The organism is Maritalea sp. (genome assembly GCF_051251695.1).
Lineage (GTDB): Bacteria > Pseudomonadota > Alphaproteobacteria > Rhizobiales > Devosiaceae > Maritalea.
On sequence record NZ_JBPOEU010000010.1, the window covers coordinates 111,094 to 130,518 of the forward strand.

The 19,425-nt window shown below is 50.2% G+C and carries 15 protein-coding genes; 5 read left to right on the forward strand and 10 right to left on the reverse strand.

All coding sequences use genetic code 11. The annotated features are described in order from the left end of the window. Nucleotides 1-2 precede the first annotated feature (2 nt). The 5 genes from ACSHWX_RS07865 to ACSHWX_RS07885 all read right to left on the reverse strand — a co-directional run bounded on the left by ACSHWX_RS07865 (nucleotide 3) and on the right by ACSHWX_RS07885 (nucleotide 4,023). Nucleotides 3-1,793: a SulP family inorganic anion transporter gene (locus ACSHWX_RS07865; RefSeq protein WP_435667652.1), complete on the reverse strand. Its 1,791-nt coding sequence runs from the start codon at nucleotides 1,791-1,793 to the stop codon at nucleotides 3-5. Next, nucleotides 1,794-2,153, reverse strand: a complete 360-nt coding sequence (locus ACSHWX_RS07870; protein ID WP_435667653.1) for a TIGR01244 family sulfur transferase — start codon at nucleotides 2,151-2,153, stop codon at nucleotides 1,794-1,796. It lies immediately after the preceding gene. Nucleotides 2,154-2,237: 84 nt separating this feature from the next. Continuing rightward, on the reverse strand, nucleotides 2,238-3,134 hold the full coding sequence (locus ACSHWX_RS07875; RefSeq protein ID WP_435667654.1) for an MBL fold metallo-hydrolase: 897 nt from the start codon (nucleotides 3,132-3,134) through the stop codon (nucleotides 2,238-2,240). Between the two features lie 17 nt (nucleotides 3,135-3,151). Beyond that, nucleotides 3,152-3,592, reverse strand: coding sequence for a DUF6691 family protein (locus ACSHWX_RS07880; protein WP_435667655.1), 441 nt, complete (start codon nucleotides 3,590-3,592; stop codon nucleotides 3,152-3,154). Nucleotides 3,593-3,594: 2 nt separating this feature from the next. Continuing rightward, nucleotides 3,595-4,023, reverse strand: coding sequence for a YeeE/YedE family protein (locus ACSHWX_RS07885; RefSeq protein WP_435667656.1), 429 nt, complete (start codon nucleotides 4,021-4,023; stop codon nucleotides 3,595-3,597). Nucleotides 4,024-4,109: 86 nt separating this feature from the next. On the opposite strand from ACSHWX_RS07885, the gene ACSHWX_RS07890 reads away from it, so the two are divergent. From ACSHWX_RS07890 to panC, 3 genes are all read left to right on the forward strand, one after another. Beyond that, nucleotides 4,110-4,418, forward strand: a complete 309-nt coding sequence (locus tag ACSHWX_RS07890; RefSeq protein WP_435667657.1) for an ArsR/SmtB family transcription factor — start codon at nucleotides 4,110-4,112, stop codon at nucleotides 4,416-4,418. Between the two features lie 90 nt (nucleotides 4,419-4,508). After that, nucleotides 4,509-5,327 carry a 3-methyl-2-oxobutanoate hydroxymethyltransferase gene (gene panB / locus ACSHWX_RS07895; protein WP_435667658.1) on the forward strand — a complete coding sequence of 273 codons (819 nt, stop codon included), beginning with the start codon at nucleotides 4,509-4,511 and terminating at the stop codon, nucleotides 5,325-5,327. Next, nucleotides 5,324-6,175, forward strand: coding sequence for a pantoate--beta-alanine ligase (gene panC, locus ACSHWX_RS07900; RefSeq protein ID WP_435667659.1), 852 nt, complete (start codon nucleotides 5,324-5,326; stop codon nucleotides 6,173-6,175). The genes panB and panC overlap by 4 nt, the downstream gene beginning before the upstream one ends. Before the next feature lie 21 nt (nucleotides 6,176-6,196). On the opposite strand, the gene ACSHWX_RS07905 is transcribed toward panC, so the two are convergent. Further along, a complete protein-coding gene (locus tag ACSHWX_RS07905; protein ID WP_435667660.1) occupies nucleotides 6,197-8,056 on the reverse strand; it encodes an ABC transporter ATP-binding protein in 1,860 nt (619 codons plus the stop codon). A gap of 76 nt (nucleotides 8,057-8,132) precedes the next feature. After that, nucleotides 8,133-9,977, reverse strand: a complete 1,845-nt coding sequence (locus ACSHWX_RS07910) for an ABC transporter ATP-binding protein (protein ID WP_435667661.1) — start codon at nucleotides 9,975-9,977, stop codon at nucleotides 8,133-8,135. A 163-nt stretch (nucleotides 9,978-10,140) separates the two neighbouring features. Here ACSHWX_RS07910 and pepN point away from each other — a divergent pair, with 163 nt between their 5' ends. Together pepN and ACSHWX_RS07920 are read left to right on the forward strand one after the other, a co-directional pair. After that, a complete protein-coding gene (pepN, locus tag ACSHWX_RS07915) occupies nucleotides 10,141-12,777 on the forward strand; it encodes an aminopeptidase N (protein WP_435667662.1) in 2,637 nt (878 codons plus the stop codon). Nucleotides 12,778-12,938: 161 nt separating this feature from the next. Continuing rightward, nucleotides 12,939-14,411, forward strand: coding sequence for an ATP-binding protein (locus ACSHWX_RS07920; protein ID WP_435667663.1), 1,473 nt, complete (start codon nucleotides 12,939-12,941; stop codon nucleotides 14,409-14,411). Nucleotides 14,412-14,419: 8 nt separating this feature from the next. Here the strand turns inward: ACSHWX_RS07920 and ACSHWX_RS07925 are convergent, their stop codons facing one another. From ACSHWX_RS07925 to ACSHWX_RS07935, 3 genes are read right to left on the reverse strand one after another with little or no spacing between them, the layout of a single operon-like run. Further along, the gene (locus ACSHWX_RS07925) at nucleotides 14,420-17,302 is read right to left on the reverse strand and encodes a bifunctional [glutamine synthetase] adenylyltransferase/[glutamine synthetase]-adenylyl-L-tyrosine phosphorylase (protein WP_435667664.1); all 2,883 of its coding nucleotides are present in this window, start codon (nucleotides 17,300-17,302) and stop codon (nucleotides 14,420-14,422) included. Beyond that, nucleotides 17,303-18,697: an ATP-binding protein gene (locus ACSHWX_RS07930; RefSeq protein ID WP_435667665.1), complete on the reverse strand. Its 1,395-nt coding sequence runs from the start codon at nucleotides 18,695-18,697 to the stop codon at nucleotides 17,303-17,305. It abuts the gene before it with no gap. Next, on the reverse strand, nucleotides 18,690-19,361 hold the full coding sequence (locus tag ACSHWX_RS07935) for a winged helix-turn-helix domain-containing protein (RefSeq protein WP_435667666.1): 672 nt from the start codon (nucleotides 19,359-19,361) through the stop codon (nucleotides 18,690-18,692). The genes ACSHWX_RS07930 and ACSHWX_RS07935 overlap by 8 nt, the downstream gene beginning before the upstream one ends. Between the last annotated feature and the right edge of the window lie 64 nt (nucleotides 19,362-19,425).

Sequence of the window (19,425 nt, forward strand, 5' to 3'; positions counted from 1 at the left end):
AATTACATTTTGTTGCCGTTTACCGCAGTTGCCAATTTCGTCTGATTGCAAGTCTGGGGCGCAACTGTGCAAATCGCTTGGTATTGGGACAGAAAAACCTGCCCTGTCAGGTGAGCCAAAAAGTCTGTTTTAGCCAGCTTGTCCATAACCGGGCCTTTGATTTCAGAGAAGTGCAATTTCACATCCTGATCGCCAAGGCGCTCGTTGATTGCCTCTAAGCTTTCCAGCGCGGAGGTATCGATTTCATTGACCGCGGGGCACATCAAAATCACATGTTTAAGTGCGGGTTGATCCGCGACAAGATCATAGATGCGATCTTCAAGGAAACGCGCATTGGCGAAATAAAGGCTTTCGTCAACCCGGAGCGACAAAACAGTGGGTGTTGTTTGCACATCATGCCGATCAATATTGCGGAAGTGTTCGGTGCCTTCAACCAAACCAACAATCGCTGCGTGAGGGCGCGACGTCTTGTAAAGATGCACAGCAATGGAAACCAGAACCCCGGTGCTCACGCCCAATTCAACACCCCACATCAGCGTTACAACCATGGTTGACGCTACAGCAGCAAAGTCTGCCTTCGAGTAATTCCAAGTGCGCTTAAGGATTGAAAAATCAACGAGCGTCATCACTGCAACGATGATGGTCGCGGCTAATGTGGCTTTGGGTAAAAAGAACAAAAGTGGTGTCAGCAATATCGTTGCCAGGGCAATGCCAACCGCCGTAAACGCTCCAGCAGCTGGAGTTCGAGCGCCAGCATCAAAATTGACCACCGAGCGTGCAAACCCGCCGGTTACCGGGTAACCACCGCCAAAAGCAGAAGCGACATTTGATGCGCCAAGTCCGAACAATTCCTGATTGGGATCGATACGTTGGCGGCGTTTTGCGGCCAACGTCTGCGCAACAGAAACAGATTCCACAAATCCAATAATCGAAATCAGTGCTGCAGAACCTGCCAACGAGATGACCAATTCAAGGTCAAGCTTTGGCACCTGAATACCGGGTAAACCTTGCGGCACCGCGCCAACCAGCGCAACGCCCTGCCCTTCAAGACCGAACAAAAAGGCAACCAACGTTGTGATGGCAACTGCAAAAACCGGACCCGTTTTAGCCAAAATGTCCGCCATTCGCTCTTTGAGCCCGAAGGAAAGCAATAGCGGCTTGAGCCCTTTGCGCACCCAAAACAAAAAAGCTGTGGCGGCAATGCCGATCACCAACGTAAACGGATTGATTTGGTTGAGATGAGAGACGATCGATGTCAGCAACTCAGCCAAATTGTGACCGTGCGCATCAATGCCCAAAATGTGTTTAAGCTGACTTGTGGCAATTATAATGCCGGATGCCGTGATGAACCCTGAGATAACCGGGTGTGAAAGAAAGTTGGCCATGAAACCAAGGCGCAACAAGCCCATCACCAAGAGCATTAGCCCAGAGATGAGGGCCAATGCCATGGCGGCAAAAATGTATTCTTCGGTGCCCTGTAGCGCCAATTTGCCAACCGCTGCAGCCGTCATGAGCGAGATCACCGCCACCGGCCCAACCGCTAAGGCGCGACTTGAGCCAAACAAGGCGTAGGCAACCAGTGGTAGAATTGACGCATAAAGGCCCATTTGGGGGGGCAGACCAGCCAGCAACGCGTAAGCGAGTGACTGCGGGATCAGCATGATCGTCACAATGATTGCCGCCACTAAATCACTGGTCAGCGTTTCCCCATTGTAGGTTTTACCCCAATCAAAAATAGGTAGCTTCTTCAATCGCTTGGTGAATTGGCTGACAATCTGGTCCCGCTGGATCATTTATTCGCCCATCGGTACATGCATGGCGGTAGCTTCCTGATTGAGCTCCCACAAAGAGTGAGCGCGAGCGCCCGAACGGCAATAGCCCAACATGGGCTTTGGCATATCGAAATAGCCTTGCGCAAACTTGTCGACATCGGCTTTGCATGCTTGCCCCGGGAGAATGGGTACATGCATGGCAAAAATGCCGAATTTCCTGGCCTCCTCTGCAATATCAGCAAACAAAGGTTGATTGCCTTCTTCGTCATCTGGACGTGCGCAGATGATCGATTTGATGCCTTGTTCCGCCAGCTTAGGTAGATCAGAGAACCCAATTTGGCCGGATGTATAGAAGTCTTCTGAGACTTTATTCATGTTCATTTTTGAATTGAACTCCATGGGGCCATGCTGCGCCAAAAAAGGCAGCAGCACGGATTTAAACACATTTACAATCGTTTGCATAAATCAGAGCTTATTCACCGGTACTTTGAAAAACACATCCCCTTGGTCATCAGCCGGGGGCATTTTGCCGCCGCGCATATTCACTTGCAGGGAAGGAATGATCAGTTTGGGCATATCCAAACTGGCGTCTCGCTCTTCACGCATCTTGACGAATTCATCCTCTGTGATGCCATCTTTGACGTGAATATTGTGTTCCCGTTCGGCATGAACACTGGTTTCCCACTGAATGTCACGTCCGTTCGGTCCATAGTCGTGGCACATGAACAGCCGCGTTTCGTCCGGCAATTGCAACACCCGCATCACGGACCTGTAAAGCGTGCGCGCGTCTCCACCGGGGAAATCCGCCCGCGCTGAGCCGCCATCAGGCATAAACAAAGTATCACCAACAAATGCAGCGTTGCCAACAACGTGGGTCATGCAGGCCGGTGTATGGCCGGGGGTATGCATAACATGAACGCTCAGATTGCCAATTTGGTAGCTGTCCCCGTCAGTGAACAGCTGATCGAATTGCGACCCGTCGCGTTGGAACTCAGTGCCTTCGTTGAACACCTTGCCAAAGACGTCTTGCACAATGGTGATGTTTTCACCAATGCCCATTTTGCCACCCAACTTGCCTTGGATATAAGGGGCTCCAGACAAGTGGTCGGCGTGTACATGGGTTTCGATCAGCCATTCAAGTTCAAGCTCATTGTCTTTGATGAACTTGATGATTTGGTCAGCGCCGCCGTACGAAATCCGGCCTGCGGCGTAATCGATATCCATCACAGAATCGATGACAGCGCATTTATTGCTCGTTGGGTCTTGCACCACATAAGAGATGGTGTTTGTCGGCTCGTCGAAAAACGCCTTGATTTTTGGTTTCACGTCCATTTGTGTCGTGAATGGGAGCGGCTCAATCATAATTCATCCTTTCGACTTCAATTTGTGGTTTTAACGGTCGAAAACGCATTTCGTCCGCGTAAATATTTTGCCGCTGTGATCCCGACGATCATTGCACCGACAAATATGAATGTATCTACATTGACCAACCCGAGTGCAGGAATTGACCCACCGGGGCAAAAGCCCGTGATGCCCCAACCCAGACCAAATGTAGCTGATCCCAAAATCAATGTCGTATCAATTTGCTTTGCGGCAGGAAGCGAAAACACATCTTCTAGAACTGGTTTTGGCCGCTTAAGCACAAAGAAATAGCCAATAGCTGTGACCACTAGCGCCGATATCATCACAAGAAGCAGGCTCGGGTCCCAAGTGCCTGCAATGTCGAAAAAGTTCAGCACTTTAGCTGGGTTTGCCATGCCGCCAATAGTAATGCCGATGCCGAAGATAAGGCCGATAACGAATGTTGAAATCAAACGCATGATCAAATGCCTCCAATAAGGTGACGGATAACGAACACGGTGACAAATGTTGCAGCCATAAAGGTTGCGGTGGCGGCAATCGAGCGCAAAGATAAACGCGCCATGCCGCAAACACCGTGGCCGGACGTGCATCCAGACCCATAGTTGACACCAAGACCAACAATGATGCCACCCACGATTACGGCGCCAATAGAAACCGGGTTTTCAAATGGAACAGGTGTTCCCGTAATTGTTGAAACAACAACGGGCCCTAGAACAGCGCCAAACAAAAACGACGCGCGCCACGGCCAATCAGCTTGCACTGGCGGCAACATGCCCGCCAGAATGCCTGTCATGCCGGCAATGCGCCCATGAAATGCCATAAGCAGCACGGACGCCAGTCCAATCAAACTGCCACCAAGAATTGCTTCTAACGGTGTAAACTCAGTCATACCCCTATTACCTCGCTTCGTACTCTGTCATAATAATTGAAATCATCTCTTGCATTCATATATGCGCACATTCTAATATAGTCAATATGGATATCGAAAAACTAGAAAAAAATGCCGATGCGGCAGCAGAGCTTTTGGGCGCAATGGCCAATGCCAATCGCCTTACAATTCTGTGTAATTTGGTCGGATGCGAAAAACCCGTGACCGAGCTGGTGGAGCTTGTCGGGCTTAGCCAACCTGCGCTTTCTCAACATTTAGGGAAATTGCGGGCGCTTAAGCTTGTCAAAACGCGCCGAGAGGGCAACGTTATTCATTACTCACTCACGTCTGGCGAAGTTGAGGCCGTGCTGAATACGCTTTACGGCATATATTGTGCGCCTAAAGACCAAACCTGATTTGTTGATTTAGTTGCCGATCCGCTTTATTGAAGCGCTGGCGCCAATGTGGGGTTGGACCGTTTTGTCAGATCAATTAGGGTCAATCTCATGAGTGCTTCAACCAACAAAAAACCCATTAGTGCCAAAAAAATTATGGGCATGAAGGGCCAAGAACCGATTGTGTGCTTGGCCGCTTACACCACGCCGATTGCGCGAATGGCAAACGTGCATTGTGATTTAATCCTTGTGGGGGACAGTGTAGGCATGGTGTTGCATGGCCTTCCCTCCACCCAAGGCGTTTCAGTTGACATGATGGTGATGCACGGCCAAGCGGTGCGACGCGGGGCAGATTTGGCGCTGGTTGTGGTGGATTTGCCGTTTGGCAGCTACGAAGCCAGCCCAGAGCAGGCTTTTGAAACAGCGTCTTATATTATGGCACAAACAGATTGCTCGGCCATCAAACTGGAAGGTGGCGCGCATATGGCACCCACAATTCAGTTTTTGGTAGACCGCGGCATTCCAGTGATGGCCCATGTGGGGCTTACCCCACAATCTGTTAAAGGCATTGGTGGCTATGCGGTGCAAGGGCGTGGCGAAGACCGCCAACGGGTACTTGATGACGCCACAGCCGTTCAAGATGCTGGCGCGTTTGCTGTTGTTTTGGAAATGGTGACAGAAGAACTGGCAATTGAAGCCACCAAAGCGTTGCATATTCCAACCATTGGCATTGGCGCTTCCAACCAATGTGACGGGCAAGTGCTGGTGGTGGATGACATGCTGGGGATGTTCCAAGACTTCAAACCAAAATTCGTCAAACGATTTGCGCAGTTGGGCGAAGCGGCTGAAACCGCCATTGCGACCTATGCCGATGAAGTGAGAACCCGCCAATTCCCCGGCGATGACCACATCTATGCGGACAAAAAATGAGTCCGGTGATCGTTCGCACTGTCGATGAATTACGCAAAAAGGTGCGTGGGCTTCGTGACCATGGGCGCACCATTGGCTTTGTGCCGACAATGGGCGCACTGCATGAGGGGCATTTAAGTCTTGTGCGGGCCGCAAAAGCGGACGGACATGCGACTATTGTGTCGATTTTCGTGAACCCTACACAGTTCAATGACCCGAAAGACTTGGAAAAATATCCTCGCAACGAAGCCGCAGATGTTGCGCTTTTAGCGCCGTTGGACGTCGCGATTGTATTCGCCCCAACTGTTGATCAGATGTATGTGGATGGGTTTTCGACCAAGGTCAGCGTTACCGGAATTAGCGAAGTCTTGTGCGGGGCGACGCGTCCTGGCCATTTTGATGGTGTAGCGACAATAGTGAGTAAATTGCTGTTACAGGCTTTGCCTGACGCCGCCTATTTCGGGCAAAAAGACTATCAGCAATTGGCGGTGATCGACCGCGTGGTGGCGGACTTGAACATTCCCACTGAAATTGTGGGCTGCCCGATATTACGGGAAGTAGATGGCTTGGCGATGTCTTCACGCAATGTGCGATTATCTTCAGCAGGTCGACAAGCGGCACCCGTTCTGCTTACGACGCTAAAAGATGCAGCGACTAAAATTGCTGGCGGCGCAGATATAAGTACAACAATAGATGAGGCGCAAAAAACAATATTGGGTGCAGGATTTTCCAACATCGACTATTTGGAATTGCGCGCAAACGCTGATTTGGCCAAACTGAGCAGGTTCGACCGCCCTGCCCGACTGTTCGTTGCGGCGTTTCTGGATGGGGTTCGCTTGATCGATAATCTAGAAATTGGTGACGCGTAAGGTCGCGCCACCAAATTGTTTTTATGCGCTCAGTTCTTCCTGGGTTGCCGGATTGATAAATCCGCCAGATTGTCGCTTCCAAAGCTGAGCGTAGACGCCATCCTTTTGCAGTAACTCGTCATGAGAACCGTCTTCGATGATTTTGCCGCCATCCATAACAATCAACCGGTCCATTTCGGCAATTGTTGAAAGACGGTGCGCAATGGCAATCACGGTTTTGTTCTGCATCAAATGTTGCAACTGCTCTTGGATCGCCGCTTCAACTTCACTGTCGAGCGCCGAGGTCGCTTCATCCAAAATCAAAATCGGTGCGTCTTTTAGCAACACCCGTGCGATGGCAACCCGCTGGCGCTGACCGCCGGACAGTTTCACGCCGCGTTCGCCCACATGGGCGTCGTAGCCTTGACGTCCCTTAGGGTCGGTTAGCTCCAAAATGAAGTCATGCGCTTCGGCTTGTTTGGCCGCTGCAATCATCATTTCTTCTGTTGCGTCTGGGCGACCATAAAGCAAGTTTTCGCGCACCGAACGATGAAGTAAAGACGTGTCTTGCGTCACCATTGCGAGGTTTTCACGCAAACTATCTTGGGTGACAGAAGCGATATCATTACCATCGATCGTGATGGCGCCTTTTTCGACATCGTAAAACCGCAGCAAGATATTGACCAAGGTCGACTTGCCCGCACCTGAACGCCCCACAAGGCCGATTTTTTGCCCGGCAGGAATGTCCAACTTAAGATTTTCGATAATGCCTTTATCGCTGCCATAGTTAAAAGTGACGTCCTGAAAGGCAATTTTGCCTTTCACTTCAGGAATTGGCTGCGCACCAGGCTTATCACCCACCAAACGCGGCAAGGAGATTGAGTTGATACCGTCTTGCACCGTGCCGATATTTTCGAACAATGCAGACATTTCCCACATCACCCAATAGGACATGCCCCAGATGCGCAAGATGATCCCCAAAGCGACAGCCACGGGGCCAGGTTGCACTAAACCTTCCAGCCAAAGCGAAATGCCGATCCAAGCGACCGTGAACAAAAGCACCGAATTCATACATACGATAATGATGTCCAGCGACGCGCCTAGCCGCATTTGGCGATGCACGGTTTTAAGGAACCCGTCCATGCTTTCTTTGGCGTAAGCTTCTTCGCGGTTTGAATGCGAGAACAGCTTTACCGTGGCGATATTGGTGTAGCTATCGACAATACGTCCGGTCATCAAAGAGCGTGCATCTGCTTGATCTGCGGAAATCTTGCGCATGCGCGGCACAAAATAACGCATCAACGCGATATAGCCGACCAGCCAAATGACAAATGGCACCATCAAGCGCCAGTCCGACGCCAAAGTGACGACGAGAATACCCAAGAAATAGGTGACGACATAAACCAAAATGTCGAGAATTTTCATCACTGTTTCGCGCACAGCCAAGGCGGTCTGCATCAGCTTAGTGGCGATGCGGCCCGCGAACTCGTCTTGGAAATAGGTCATGGATTGACGGATCAAATATCCATGAACATCCCAGCGAATGCGCATTGGAAAATTGCCCAACAATGTCTGGTGCATAACCAACGATCCGAAGATGGAAATCAACGGCTTCGCCACGAGAATAACAATGCCCATGAACATCAGGCTTGGCCATTCCTGTGCAATAAATGTTTTCGGGTCACTTTCGGAAAGCCAGTTTACGACGTTCCCCAAAAACCCGAACAACATAACCTCGGTTAGAGCGATCAACGCCGAAACCACGGCCAACATGATCAGCCAGACTTCCATGCCCTTGGTGTAATGCCGACAAAACGCATAAAGCGTTTTAGGTGGACGCGTTGGCTCATTTTTCGGATATGGGTCTATCCGGCTTTCAAACCAGTCAAAAATTCTTCCCATTGCGATCATCTCTTATTTAATAAGTTTTTTCTTTTTTTAATTGATTTTTAGACGAAAGGCAACTGCCTTCAAATTGTTATTCCGCAGCGGCAAATCCACCGGACTGACGTTTCCACAATTGGGCATAATGCCCACCCAACTTTAATAACTCTTCATGGGTTCCATCTTCCACCACTTGGCCATCATCCATAACCAAAAGCCGATCCATCGCTGCGATTGTGGAAAGTCTATGTGCAATTGCGATGACGGTTTTATCCGCCATCAATTCTTGCAATTGCTCCTGAATAGCCGCTTCAACTTCACTATCCAGCGCCGAAGTTGCTTCATCAAGCACCAGAATGGGCGCATCTTTAAGTAAAACACGCGCAATCGCAATACGTTGGCGTTGGCCACCTGAAAGCTTCACGCCGCGCTCGCCAACCTTGGCATCATATCCCTTGTTGCCATCTTCATCTTGCAAATCAAGAATAACATCATGGATTTTGGCCCGCTTTGCAGCCTGAACCATTTGCTCTTGGGTTGCATCAGGATAGCCATATTTAATATTGTCACCAACTGAACGATGCAGCAAAGACGTGTCTTGGGAAACAAAGCCAATCGCTTGGCGCAGACTGTCCTGCCCGACCCGAGATATGTTTTGCCCATCAATCGTAATCACACCTTTTTCAGCATCAAACAAACGAAGCAGCAAATTGACAATCGTCGACTTGCCCGCACCAGAACGGCCGATCAAACCGACTTTTTCACCCGGTTTGATATTGAGGCTAAGCTCATCGATAACGCGCTTGTCCGCGCCACCGTCGTAATTGAACTTCACCTTTTCAAACGCGATCGATGCGTTTTGAATTTGTAAGTCCGGTGCGTTTTTATCGTCAGTCATGGTCAGTGGTTTGGCGATGGTTTCCATGCCATCACGCACTGTGCCCATGTCCCGGAAAATGCCCGACGCGACTTCCAAAATCCAACCTGAAATATTGAGCAATTGCCAAACGAACGGCACGATCATAGCGAATTGGCCGGTGGTGATGATCCCATTGTTCCAATAGACCAGCGCCAAATAACCCGTTGTGATCATCAAAATCGTATTGATGATGAAAAGGCTTGCCCACATACGGGTAAAAATACGCATGAGGTTGCGGAACTGCTTGATGTTTTCCTCAACCGACCCAGCCACATATTTGTCTTCAATATTGCCAGTAGCAAACGTCTTAAGCGTTTGGATGTTGGTGTAACAATCCACCATCCGTCCGGTCACGACCGAGCGTGCGTTCGAATTGATTTTGGACTGTTTCGCGATGGCGGGCAGACAGAAATACATCAGGGCCAGATAGGCCGTGGCCCAGCCCAACAAGGGAAATAAAAACACGATATCCTGATTGGCCAATACACTGGTGGCCACGATGAAGAACACCACCATGTACCAAACCGCATCGATGACCTCCATCGCGCTGCTTTCCAGCGCAGGACCCGTTTCAAATACTTTTGACGCGATACGGCCCGCGAAGTCTTTTTGGAAAAATGTCCAGCTTTGACGCACCACATGCCAATGGGATTGCCAACGCACCCGGCCCACGAGAGATGGCACGATGGTGTGATATTGGACAAGAACATCTAGGATAAAAATTGATGGTCGCAGCGCAAGCGTTATGCCCATCGCCAAGAGCAGCGTGCCTTGGTCCTTAAACAATGTTCCTGGCTCTGTGCCAGACACGAGATCAACTATAGTGCCCAGGAAAACTGGGATCATACTATCTATAGCGGCGCCGATTGCCACAATGACAATTTTGAACATGATGGGCGTTCTAAATTGGTTCAAAAAGTACAAATAGAACTTCACCAAGTCCATCGGTGGATGCGGATTTGGTTCAATATGAGTCGGCGAATAGTGCTTCTCGAACCAAGCAAAAATTGAATTTAACATGTCTGATACACTAAAAAGGTTGGCAAGCTGGCCCGAAACGACCAGCTTTTTAGAATACATGGTGTGGACGCATATTGCTGTAGCAGACCAGCCACAGTAGCGTTACTAAAAAAAACTTAAGTGATTCGTGCAACCGAATTCTAAACTGGGATGAGAGCAAGCAATGAGTGACGACCACGCCACCACCTACCTAAGTGATTATAAACAAAGCGATTATGTTCTGGAAACGACCGAACTAGATGTCGTGTTTGCCCCTGACGAAATGGACGTTAAGGCGAAGCTGACATTTTCGCTTCGGGAAGGCACGGCGCCGGGCCAGACCCTAAAACTGGATGGGGAGCGCATGGAATTGGTGTCCATCTCGGTTGATGGTCACCCGCTGGAAGAAAGCGAATATATTGTCACGGACAAGTCGCTTGAAGTTTCCAGCCCGCCGGAAAAATTCGTTCTTGAGACCGTTGTGCGGCTGAAACCAGAAGCCAACAAGTCGCTTGAAGGTCTTTATCGGTCCAGCGGTGTCTGGTGTACCCAATGCGAGGCGGAAGGGTTCCGCCGGATCACCTATTTCTATGATCGCCCTGATGTGATGTCCGTATTTACGGTGCGGATGGAAGCCGACAAATCCGACGCGCCGGTTCTCCTGTCAAATGGTAACCCGGTTGAAAGTGGTGACTTGGACGGCAACAGACATTTTGCCGTGTGGCACGACCCGCACCCCAAACCATCCTACCTGTTTGCGATGGTTGCTGGTGATTTGGCCCACATCTCGGATGAGTTCACAACGAGTTCTGGCAAGCATGTTGATCTGGCGATTTATGTTGAGCACGGCAAAGAAGGCCAATGCGCATGGGCCATGGACAGCCTGATCAGGTCGATGAAGTGGGATGAAGAGCGCTTTGGTTGCGAATATGATCTCGATGTCTTCAACATTGTCGCCGTATCAGATTTCAATCTTGGTGCGATGGAAAACAAGGGCCTCAACATCTTTAACGACAAGTACATCTTGTCGGACCCGCAAACGGCTACGGACCAAGATTACGAGAATATCGAAGCGATTATCGCGCACGAATATTTCCACAATTGGACCGGCAATCGCATCACTTGTCGCGACTGGTTTCAGCTGTGCCTAAAAGAGGGCCTGACGGTTTTCCGGGATCAGGAATTCACCAGTGACGAACGTTCGCGCGCTGTGAAACGGATTGAAGATACACGCGATCTGCGGGCGCATCAATTCGCTGAGGATTCTGGGCCATTGTCGCACCCGCCTCGCCCCAATCAGTTTAAAGAGATCAACAACTTTTACACCGCAACAGTGTACGAAAAAGGCGCGGAAGTTGTGCGCATGATCTTGACCTATTTGGGCAAAGACACGTTCCGCAAGGGCATGGACATTTACCTAGAGCGCCATGATGGCGATGCTGCTGTCATCGAAGATTTTGTGAAATGCTTTGAAGATGCCAGTGGCAAAGACCTATCCCATTTGCAAAAATGGTACACGGTTGCAGGTCGCCCTGAGATCAATGTCAGCCATTCCTATGACGCTGAAAATAAGCGGTTGAGCGTGACTTTAGCGCAGACCAACAAAGCAACGCCTAATGACGCTGAAAAAGAGCCTAAATTCATTCCAATTCGCTTTGGTCTTGTTTCCAACAATGGTGTTGATCTTAACTGGAACAGCGTGTCTGGGGCTCAGGTTGAAGGCGACTTGATGATTATGGACCAGGCCGAGCACCATGTGGTTTTTGAAGGCGTTTCAAGCAAACCAACCCTATCGCTTTTCCGCGAGTTTTCATCTCCAGTGAGTGTAAAATCAGACCTCACCATGGAAGACAAACTCAATCTAGCCCGTTTAGATAATGATCCGTTCAACCGCTGGGACAGTTTGCAAAATGTTGCCCTTGATATTTTGGTGCCTGCTGCAAAAGTGGGAGGTGAAGATCCTTCACCTCAAGATCTAGGCAAATTGGCAGATGCGTTCCGTGCGATCCTGATTGACGACGACGTTGACAATGCCTTCAAGGCGCTCGCATTGGCTCTGCCCTCTCAAATTGTGTTGGCAGAACATGTAGGCACCGACATCGACCCCGAACGCGTTTATGACGTGCGTCGGATGTCGCTTTCTGCCATCGCATCGATGATCGAGCCTGAATTGGCAGCGGCGTATAAGTCGCTCGTTGATGATGCCGATTATTCGCCAGACGCGGCATCTGCCGGAAAACGCGCATTGAAGAACCAATGCCTTGGTTTGCTGTTGGCGGCGGATGATGAAAAAGGCAGTCAGGTTGCTGTTGCCCAATATCATGAGGCAGCCAACATGAGCGACAGGAGCGCCGCCCTTGGTGCGCTGGCAAGTGCTGGGCACCCTGCAGCCAAAGAAGTGCTGGCTCATTTCCGAGAAAACTATTGCGACAATATTTTGGTTTTCGACAAGTGGCTTAGCCTAAATGCGATTATGCCTGATAGTGCCGCGCTTGATCGGGTAAAGTCATTGATGGACGATCCGCAGTTTAACATTGAAAATCCAAACCGGGTCCGTTCACTTGTGGGGGCGTTTGCGTCCAACCAAGTGCAGTTTGGCCGAAGAGATGGTGCGAGCTTTGAGTTCATCACTGGTTTGGTCGCTGACATTGATACGCGGACGCCACAATTGGCCGCACGTCTTTTGACGATGTTCCGGTCGTTCAAAAAATACGAATCAACGCGTCGGGAAGCGGCACGATCTGCGCTTGAAAACCTCAAGAATGACTCCAAACTGTCGCCAGATTGCACTGACATTTTGGAGCGCACGTTGAACGGGTAATTTTTTTCAATGCATAAGTGATTCAAAAGACTCAACGAATTTTTTATGGTTAAAAATCTATGAATTAGGGGCTCGACAACGAGCCCCTTTTTGATTCAAGCTATCACTCAACGAAGATCAAATTACTTCGTAAGGGCATATCAGGTTTTATTGGAGGGTGAATGATGACGACGGAGCAATCCGGCGGCACCGATAAAGGATTCCGTTCAACGCACAATGTGCAGGACGAAGGTTCCTTCAGCCAGCCAAGAACACTCACCCTCAGCCCATGGCAACAGCTTTTTAGCAACGACGAAAATGCGCTGTTGGAAAACGCTAAACTTCTGATTTTACTTTGTGTTCTAACGATCGTGATTTTTGCGACCCAGGACTTATCGCTTGCCGTTCGCGCACCAATGTTGATTGGTGTGATCATTGTTACATTTTCATTGTTTCGGCTGGTCAATTTCACACAGGCCGTGCCGCAGCCGACAACAGAAGAACCCGTCAACCGGCTTGTTCAAACACTTGAGCATCTGCCCCATGGCCTTGCGCATTGGGACCAAAACGCGCAGCTGATTTGGTGCAACGCAGCGTATCGCGATTTTATGGGTTTAAGCGCGGAAATGTGCGAACAAGGCACGCGCTATAGTGACATTATGAGCGTGGCAAGCAGGCCAGTTTCTTTTGATGCTCGGTTGGACGACGAACACCACAGGCTCGTTGTCGCCACCTGCGACAATCAAAAGATTATTCAAATTGAAGACATTGCAGATCAAGAACAAAACTTCCTGACGATTATCACTGACAATACCGAACAGCACCAAATATCAAAAGCCAAGAAAAGCCTTGAAGGCCAATATCGCGAACTTGCAAAACAATATCACGCCGAGAAAATCGCAGCCGAAGCCGCAAGCCATTCGAAAACAAGCTTTCTCGCGCACCTCAGCCATGACATGCGCACACCGCTTAATCACATTATCGGATTTGCAGACCTTGTGCAGCACGAGCCCTTTGGGCCTTTGGGTGACCAGCGCTATACCAACTATGTTGCAGACATTAAGCGATCAGGTGAAGAGCTCCGTGATAGTTTCGCCTCTGTTCTTGATTTGGCGCAGCTTGAGGGCGGAGAGGTCGTTCAGCAAAATGTTGATATCGATATGTACAAATTCGTCCAAGACACTTTGCGCCGTCATGCGGCCCGCGCCAAACGCGCAGGATTGACGCTAGACGTTGTTAGCTTGTGCGACGGCCATGTTGATGCAGACCCTGCTCTGTTGCGCCGTATGGTGGACAATCTGATGGATAATGCGATCCGCTTTACCCAAGATGGCGGGAACGTGTTTTTCAACTGCTGGAGCGGTATTGATGGGGTTGTGCTGGAAATAACCGATAGCGGCATTGGCATTCCAAAAGAACGGGTAGATTTGCTATCTCAACCGTTCGTTTTGGGGGAAGCAGCATTCGCCAAAGAACACAAGGGATTGGGCCTTGGCATCGCCACATCCCGCGCCATCGCTGAACTTTGCGGCGGCTCTTTATTGATCGATAGTAACCCAGGTATCGGTACGACGGTTGCTATTACGTTGCCCACTTTTATCGAAGAAGGCACCAAACAAATTGCTGCAAGCGAAACATTAGAAAAAGTCGCTTAGCGATTCTATTATTTGACAAAACTCGCAAACAACGTCCGTGTTGATTGTTGCCGATCATCAAGTTCTTGTGCCAATAATTCCAAACTCGGAAAATTGCAGGTTCGGGTGAGTAACTCGACGAAGCCATCACTCCAATTTTCAGCCGGCAATGGATCGATGAGACAGGCAGCGCTTAGCTGCATGATCACGGTATATAGATGGTAAGTCATCGAGATTTGCTCGAAATCAATTAGTTTGTTCTGCTTTGAAAGCGCGGCAAAAACCTCAAGCGGTGGCGCTTGCGGCACCCCCAATTTTTTGCCATCGCTCAACTGAGCAAACTGCACCATAAATTCGAGATCGATCAAACCGCCATCGGCGAGTTTGATGTCCCACACCGATTTTGCAGGGCGATCTTTGAGCAGCTTTTGCCGCATATCCAAAACGTCGGCGGTGGTTTTTTCCACATCTTGTCGCGCCGCCAATACATCTTGGATAACGCTTGAAATTTTGGCTTCCAATGTCCCATCAGCCAAAACAGCCCGTGCGCGGGAAAGGGCCATATGTTCCCACGTCCACGCGTCGTTTCGTTGATAATTTTCAAATCCCTTAAGACTGGTGGCCAAAGGCCCGGCATTGCCGGAGGGTCGCAGGCGCATATCCGTTTCGTAAAGCACCCCTTGGGCAGTGGGAGCAGATATTGCAGCAACCAAGCGTTGGGTCAGTCGAATAAAATACTGAGATGTGGCCAGTGGTTTTTGACCGTTGGATTGGTCCGATCCCTCGGGCGCGTCATATATCAAAATGAAATCAAGATCAGATTGCGCGTTCATTTCGCGGCTAGCAAGTTTGCCGAACGCCAACAGCGCGACCTCTGCGCCCTCGACCTTGCCATGCTTCACTTCAAACTCGCGGCGAACTGCCTCAAACACCCAATTCATCAACACTTCGGCTAGGGCACTAAATTGTCGGGCAGCAATATCGACCGCCAACGTGCCTGCCACCAACCCAGCACTGATCAGAAAGATTTGCTCTTGCCCAAAAATACGCGCCCGATCAATTAGGTCTTCATAAGATCTGGCTTCCCCTAAAAACTCTTGAGCCTTTTGGTTGATTGTTTCCGGACTTGGTACATCATCATAAAATGCAGGGTCGATAAGCCCATCAACGATATGAACCCGCGTCAGAATGGCGTCGGTCATGCGCGGCGCGGCGGCCATAAAGTCGATCAATAAATGCTGTAATCTGAGATTGTTCTGCAACAGTGCAAACAGCTGAATGCCGGTGGGTAATTTGGATAAAAAGAAATCAAACTGGCGCAAAGATTCGTCTGCATTACGGGCATTTGAAATCGCGCGCAGCAAACTGGGCACCAATGTCGTTAGATTTTGTCGCGCCCGATCGGCGCGGGTAGCAGCGTAACTGCCATAGTGCCAGCGCCTTATGGTTTCAATCGCTTTTGACGGGTCTTTAAAGCCAATATCGGAAAGGGTCGTCCACGTTTGTGGGTCATCATCGCTGCCGGTGAAAACAAGATTGCCCAGATCGCCGCCTTCGTCGTCGTCCCTAAACAGTTCCCCATAATGATCGACCACCGCATCAATGCAGGTTCGGTAAGCACTTTTGAACGCTTCAACGTCTTTGAAGGGCAGCAGGGCAACGATTGGTTCCAATTGTTGATCATTGTCAGGCAACGCATGGGTTTGCTCGTCATTGATCATTTGAACGCGATTTTCCACTGCCCGCAAAAACCAATAACGCTCAACAAGCCCGATTGCGATTTCCCGGTCGATCCAGTTGGTGGCAGCCAATGCATTCAACGTATCGCTGGTTGAACGGGTGCGCAAAAGTGGGTCGCGACCACCGGCAATCAATTGCTGAACTTGAGCAAAAAATTCAATTTCCCGAATACCGCCGCTACCCAATTTAACATTGTGCCCGAGCACCATGCGCCCTGCGATGTTTTTGGCCGTATTGATTTGACGTTTAATCGCTTTGATATCGCCGATGGTCGCGAAATCAAGGTGCTTGCGCCAAATGAAGGGAGATAGTTCTTGAAGGAAAGCGTCCCCGGCCTGAATATCGCCAGCGCATGGACGCGCTTTAATCCAAGCGGCACGTTCCCAGTTCTGCCCGCGCGATTCATAATAGCTCATTGCCGCACCGACAGAGATCGCCACTGGCGTCGAACCGGGATCAGGGCGAAGACGCAGGTCGGTACGGAAAACATAGCCGTTCTCGTCGCGATCCTGCATGAAGCTCGTGAGGTCTCTCACGATTTTTTCGTATATCCGGGCAACCCGTTTGTTATCGGCAAATGGGCAGCGGGAAAGATCGTAAAAGGCGACAATATCGATGTCCGACGAGTAGTTTAGTTCCAGACCACCATGCTTACCCAAGGCAAGGATGGTCAGGCCTGATTGACGCGCGGGTCTGATCGTTGGATCAATTTCAATACCCAACTCAGTAAACCGAGCCGAGGTGAGATTATCCAGCGCCGCATCAAGACATTTATCGGCAAAAAGGGCCAAACTCTTTGTGGTGATTTCTGCGGTGATCGCACCGGAAACTTCGGCCACTGCTGTCACCAAGGCAATGCGGCGTTTAAGCTGGCGCAGCGATTTGCGCAGTTCATGCTCCTCGACTTCCGGCGCTGCGGCAGTATCAGCATCGTGCAGAATTTGAGATATAATCTCATCAACCGGTTGAGCAAGGCTCGCTTCGAACCAGACCAAATTGAACCGCGCGCAGTCCAACAAATAGGGTGCAGCATTGAAAATTGGGACTAGGCCAGACTTGCAGCTTTGCAGGTTTTTAAGTGTCTGGTCAGATTGGGTGAGCAGTTCGTCAAACGCCGAATTATCTCCATATGTTTTTTCAAAGCTTTGGAGATGGTTGGCGAGTGAGGACATTTAGCGCTCCGTTGGTAGGGTCAACCGGATCAATGCCCCCGGCTGATTGTCAAGAATCTCTATTGTCCCTTTATGCAGCCGCGCGACGGCCGCGACAAGGCTGAGACCGAGGCCGGAGCCCGGTTCTGATCGACTTTTCTCCAAACGCACGAAACGTTCCAGCACTTTTTTCCGGTCCGCTTCCGGAATACCAGAGCCATTATCTGCGACTTCAACGACAATGTCCTGCCCCGAAGTGCGTAAACTGACCATGATCGCGGGATCATTCTTGGCCCCTTTGGCATATTTAATCGCGTTTTCAACCAGATTGACCAACGCCTGACCAATCAGTTCGCGACTGCCCGAAAAGGCCGGTAGTTTTTCTACCTTGGTTGAGAGCGTGATTCCGGCATCTTCTGCAACCGGTTCATATAGTTCAGTAATATCTGCAACCACCTCTGCCAAATCCAACGCCGAATATGCGCTTGATGGCGTCCCGGCTTCAACGCGGGCGATAAGCAACAATGCATTGAATGTGCGGATGAGTTGATCGCATTCCTCAATGGTACTCTCAAGCGCGTCACGCCGTTGTTCTGGCGACGTGCCGTCTTTGAGCGCACCTTCAACGCGGTTACGCAAGCGCGTGAGCGGTGTTTTCAGGTCATGCGCCACATTGTCGGTGACTTCTTTTAGCCCCTGCATCAATTGCTCAATACGTTCCAGCATGGCGTTGAGGTTGGTGGCCAGTCCATCGAATTCGTCGTTGCGTTTGGTTACGGGTATGCGTTCGGACATCGATCCGGACATGATCTTACGCGCCGTGTCCGACACGGTATCAACCCGCTTAAGCACTGATCGAGTGGAAATGATCCCCACAATGATCGACAAAATGATGATCCAAATAACGCCCCACATAAAGGCCTGAAAAATGGCAGCACTAAACCCGCGACGTTCCACAATGTCGCGACCAACAACTAGGCGAAAGCCGCTGGGCAATTGAAAGCTTTTGACCAGGGCAACGCCATTGGCGCGCGGGTCATCTGCGTTAAATCCATCGCCCCGATCATACTTGAATGTATGGGTGCCCGGGTTTTCCAAAACATCAATCGGCACGGTGGGTACGTTGCCAGCAATACCCAATCCGGATGCGTCGGAAACATAATATATGCCCGGCCCAGGTCTGTTTGCCGCTCGTTGCAGCGCAACAATTAACCCACGCGTACCAAGCCGCTGGTATTGCTTGTTAAACTGGCTGATCTCTCGATCAATTGTTTGCAATTGCTGCTGCTGGATCATGATGGACGTCTGAAAGGCGATATAGCCCAAAATGGCGATAGCGAACACGACAAACATCCCGACCAACAATGCGGTCAGCCGAAATGTTGTTGTGCGCCAAAGCTGCCAAAAGCTATGCACGAACCATATATCCTGCACCACGAATGGTATGAAGAACTTGGGATTGACGTCCCTTATCGATTTTAGTGCGCAGTCGCGACATATGGACGTCGATCACGTTGGTTTGTGGGTCGAAATGATAGTCCCATACATTTTCCAGCAACATGGTGCGTGTGACCACCTGCCCGGCATGTTTCATAAGATATTCCAGCAGACGAAACTCGCGAGGCTGCAACGTGATTTTTTCGCCTTCACGTTCAACGTTGCGGGACAATCGATCAAGGGTTAAGTCCCCGACCTGATATGCGGTTGATGCTTCTGCGGGCGCCGTACGCCTCGCCAGCACTTCGATACGGGCCAACAGTTCGGAAAACGCATAGGGTTTGGTAAGATAATCATCACCACCTGCACGCAATCCGGTAACCCGGTCATCGACTTCGCCTAGTGCGGACAGGATCAGCGCGGGGGTTTCGTCATTTTCAGCCCGGAGCGATTCAATGATTGAAAGACCGTCGCGTCTTGGCAACATGCGATCAACAATCAGAATATCGTAATCCATGGAACTGGCCATCGCGTAGCCCGTTTCGCCATCTGCGGCGTGGTGGGTGATGTGCCCAGCCTCATCCAATGCCTGAATGAGGTAATTTGCCGCTTCGCGATCATCTTCAATCAAAAGAATCTTCATGGTGGCAAATTACCCCTTCCTTGGTTCAGATACAATTATTGGCCGCCCTTTTTTGGGCGACCAA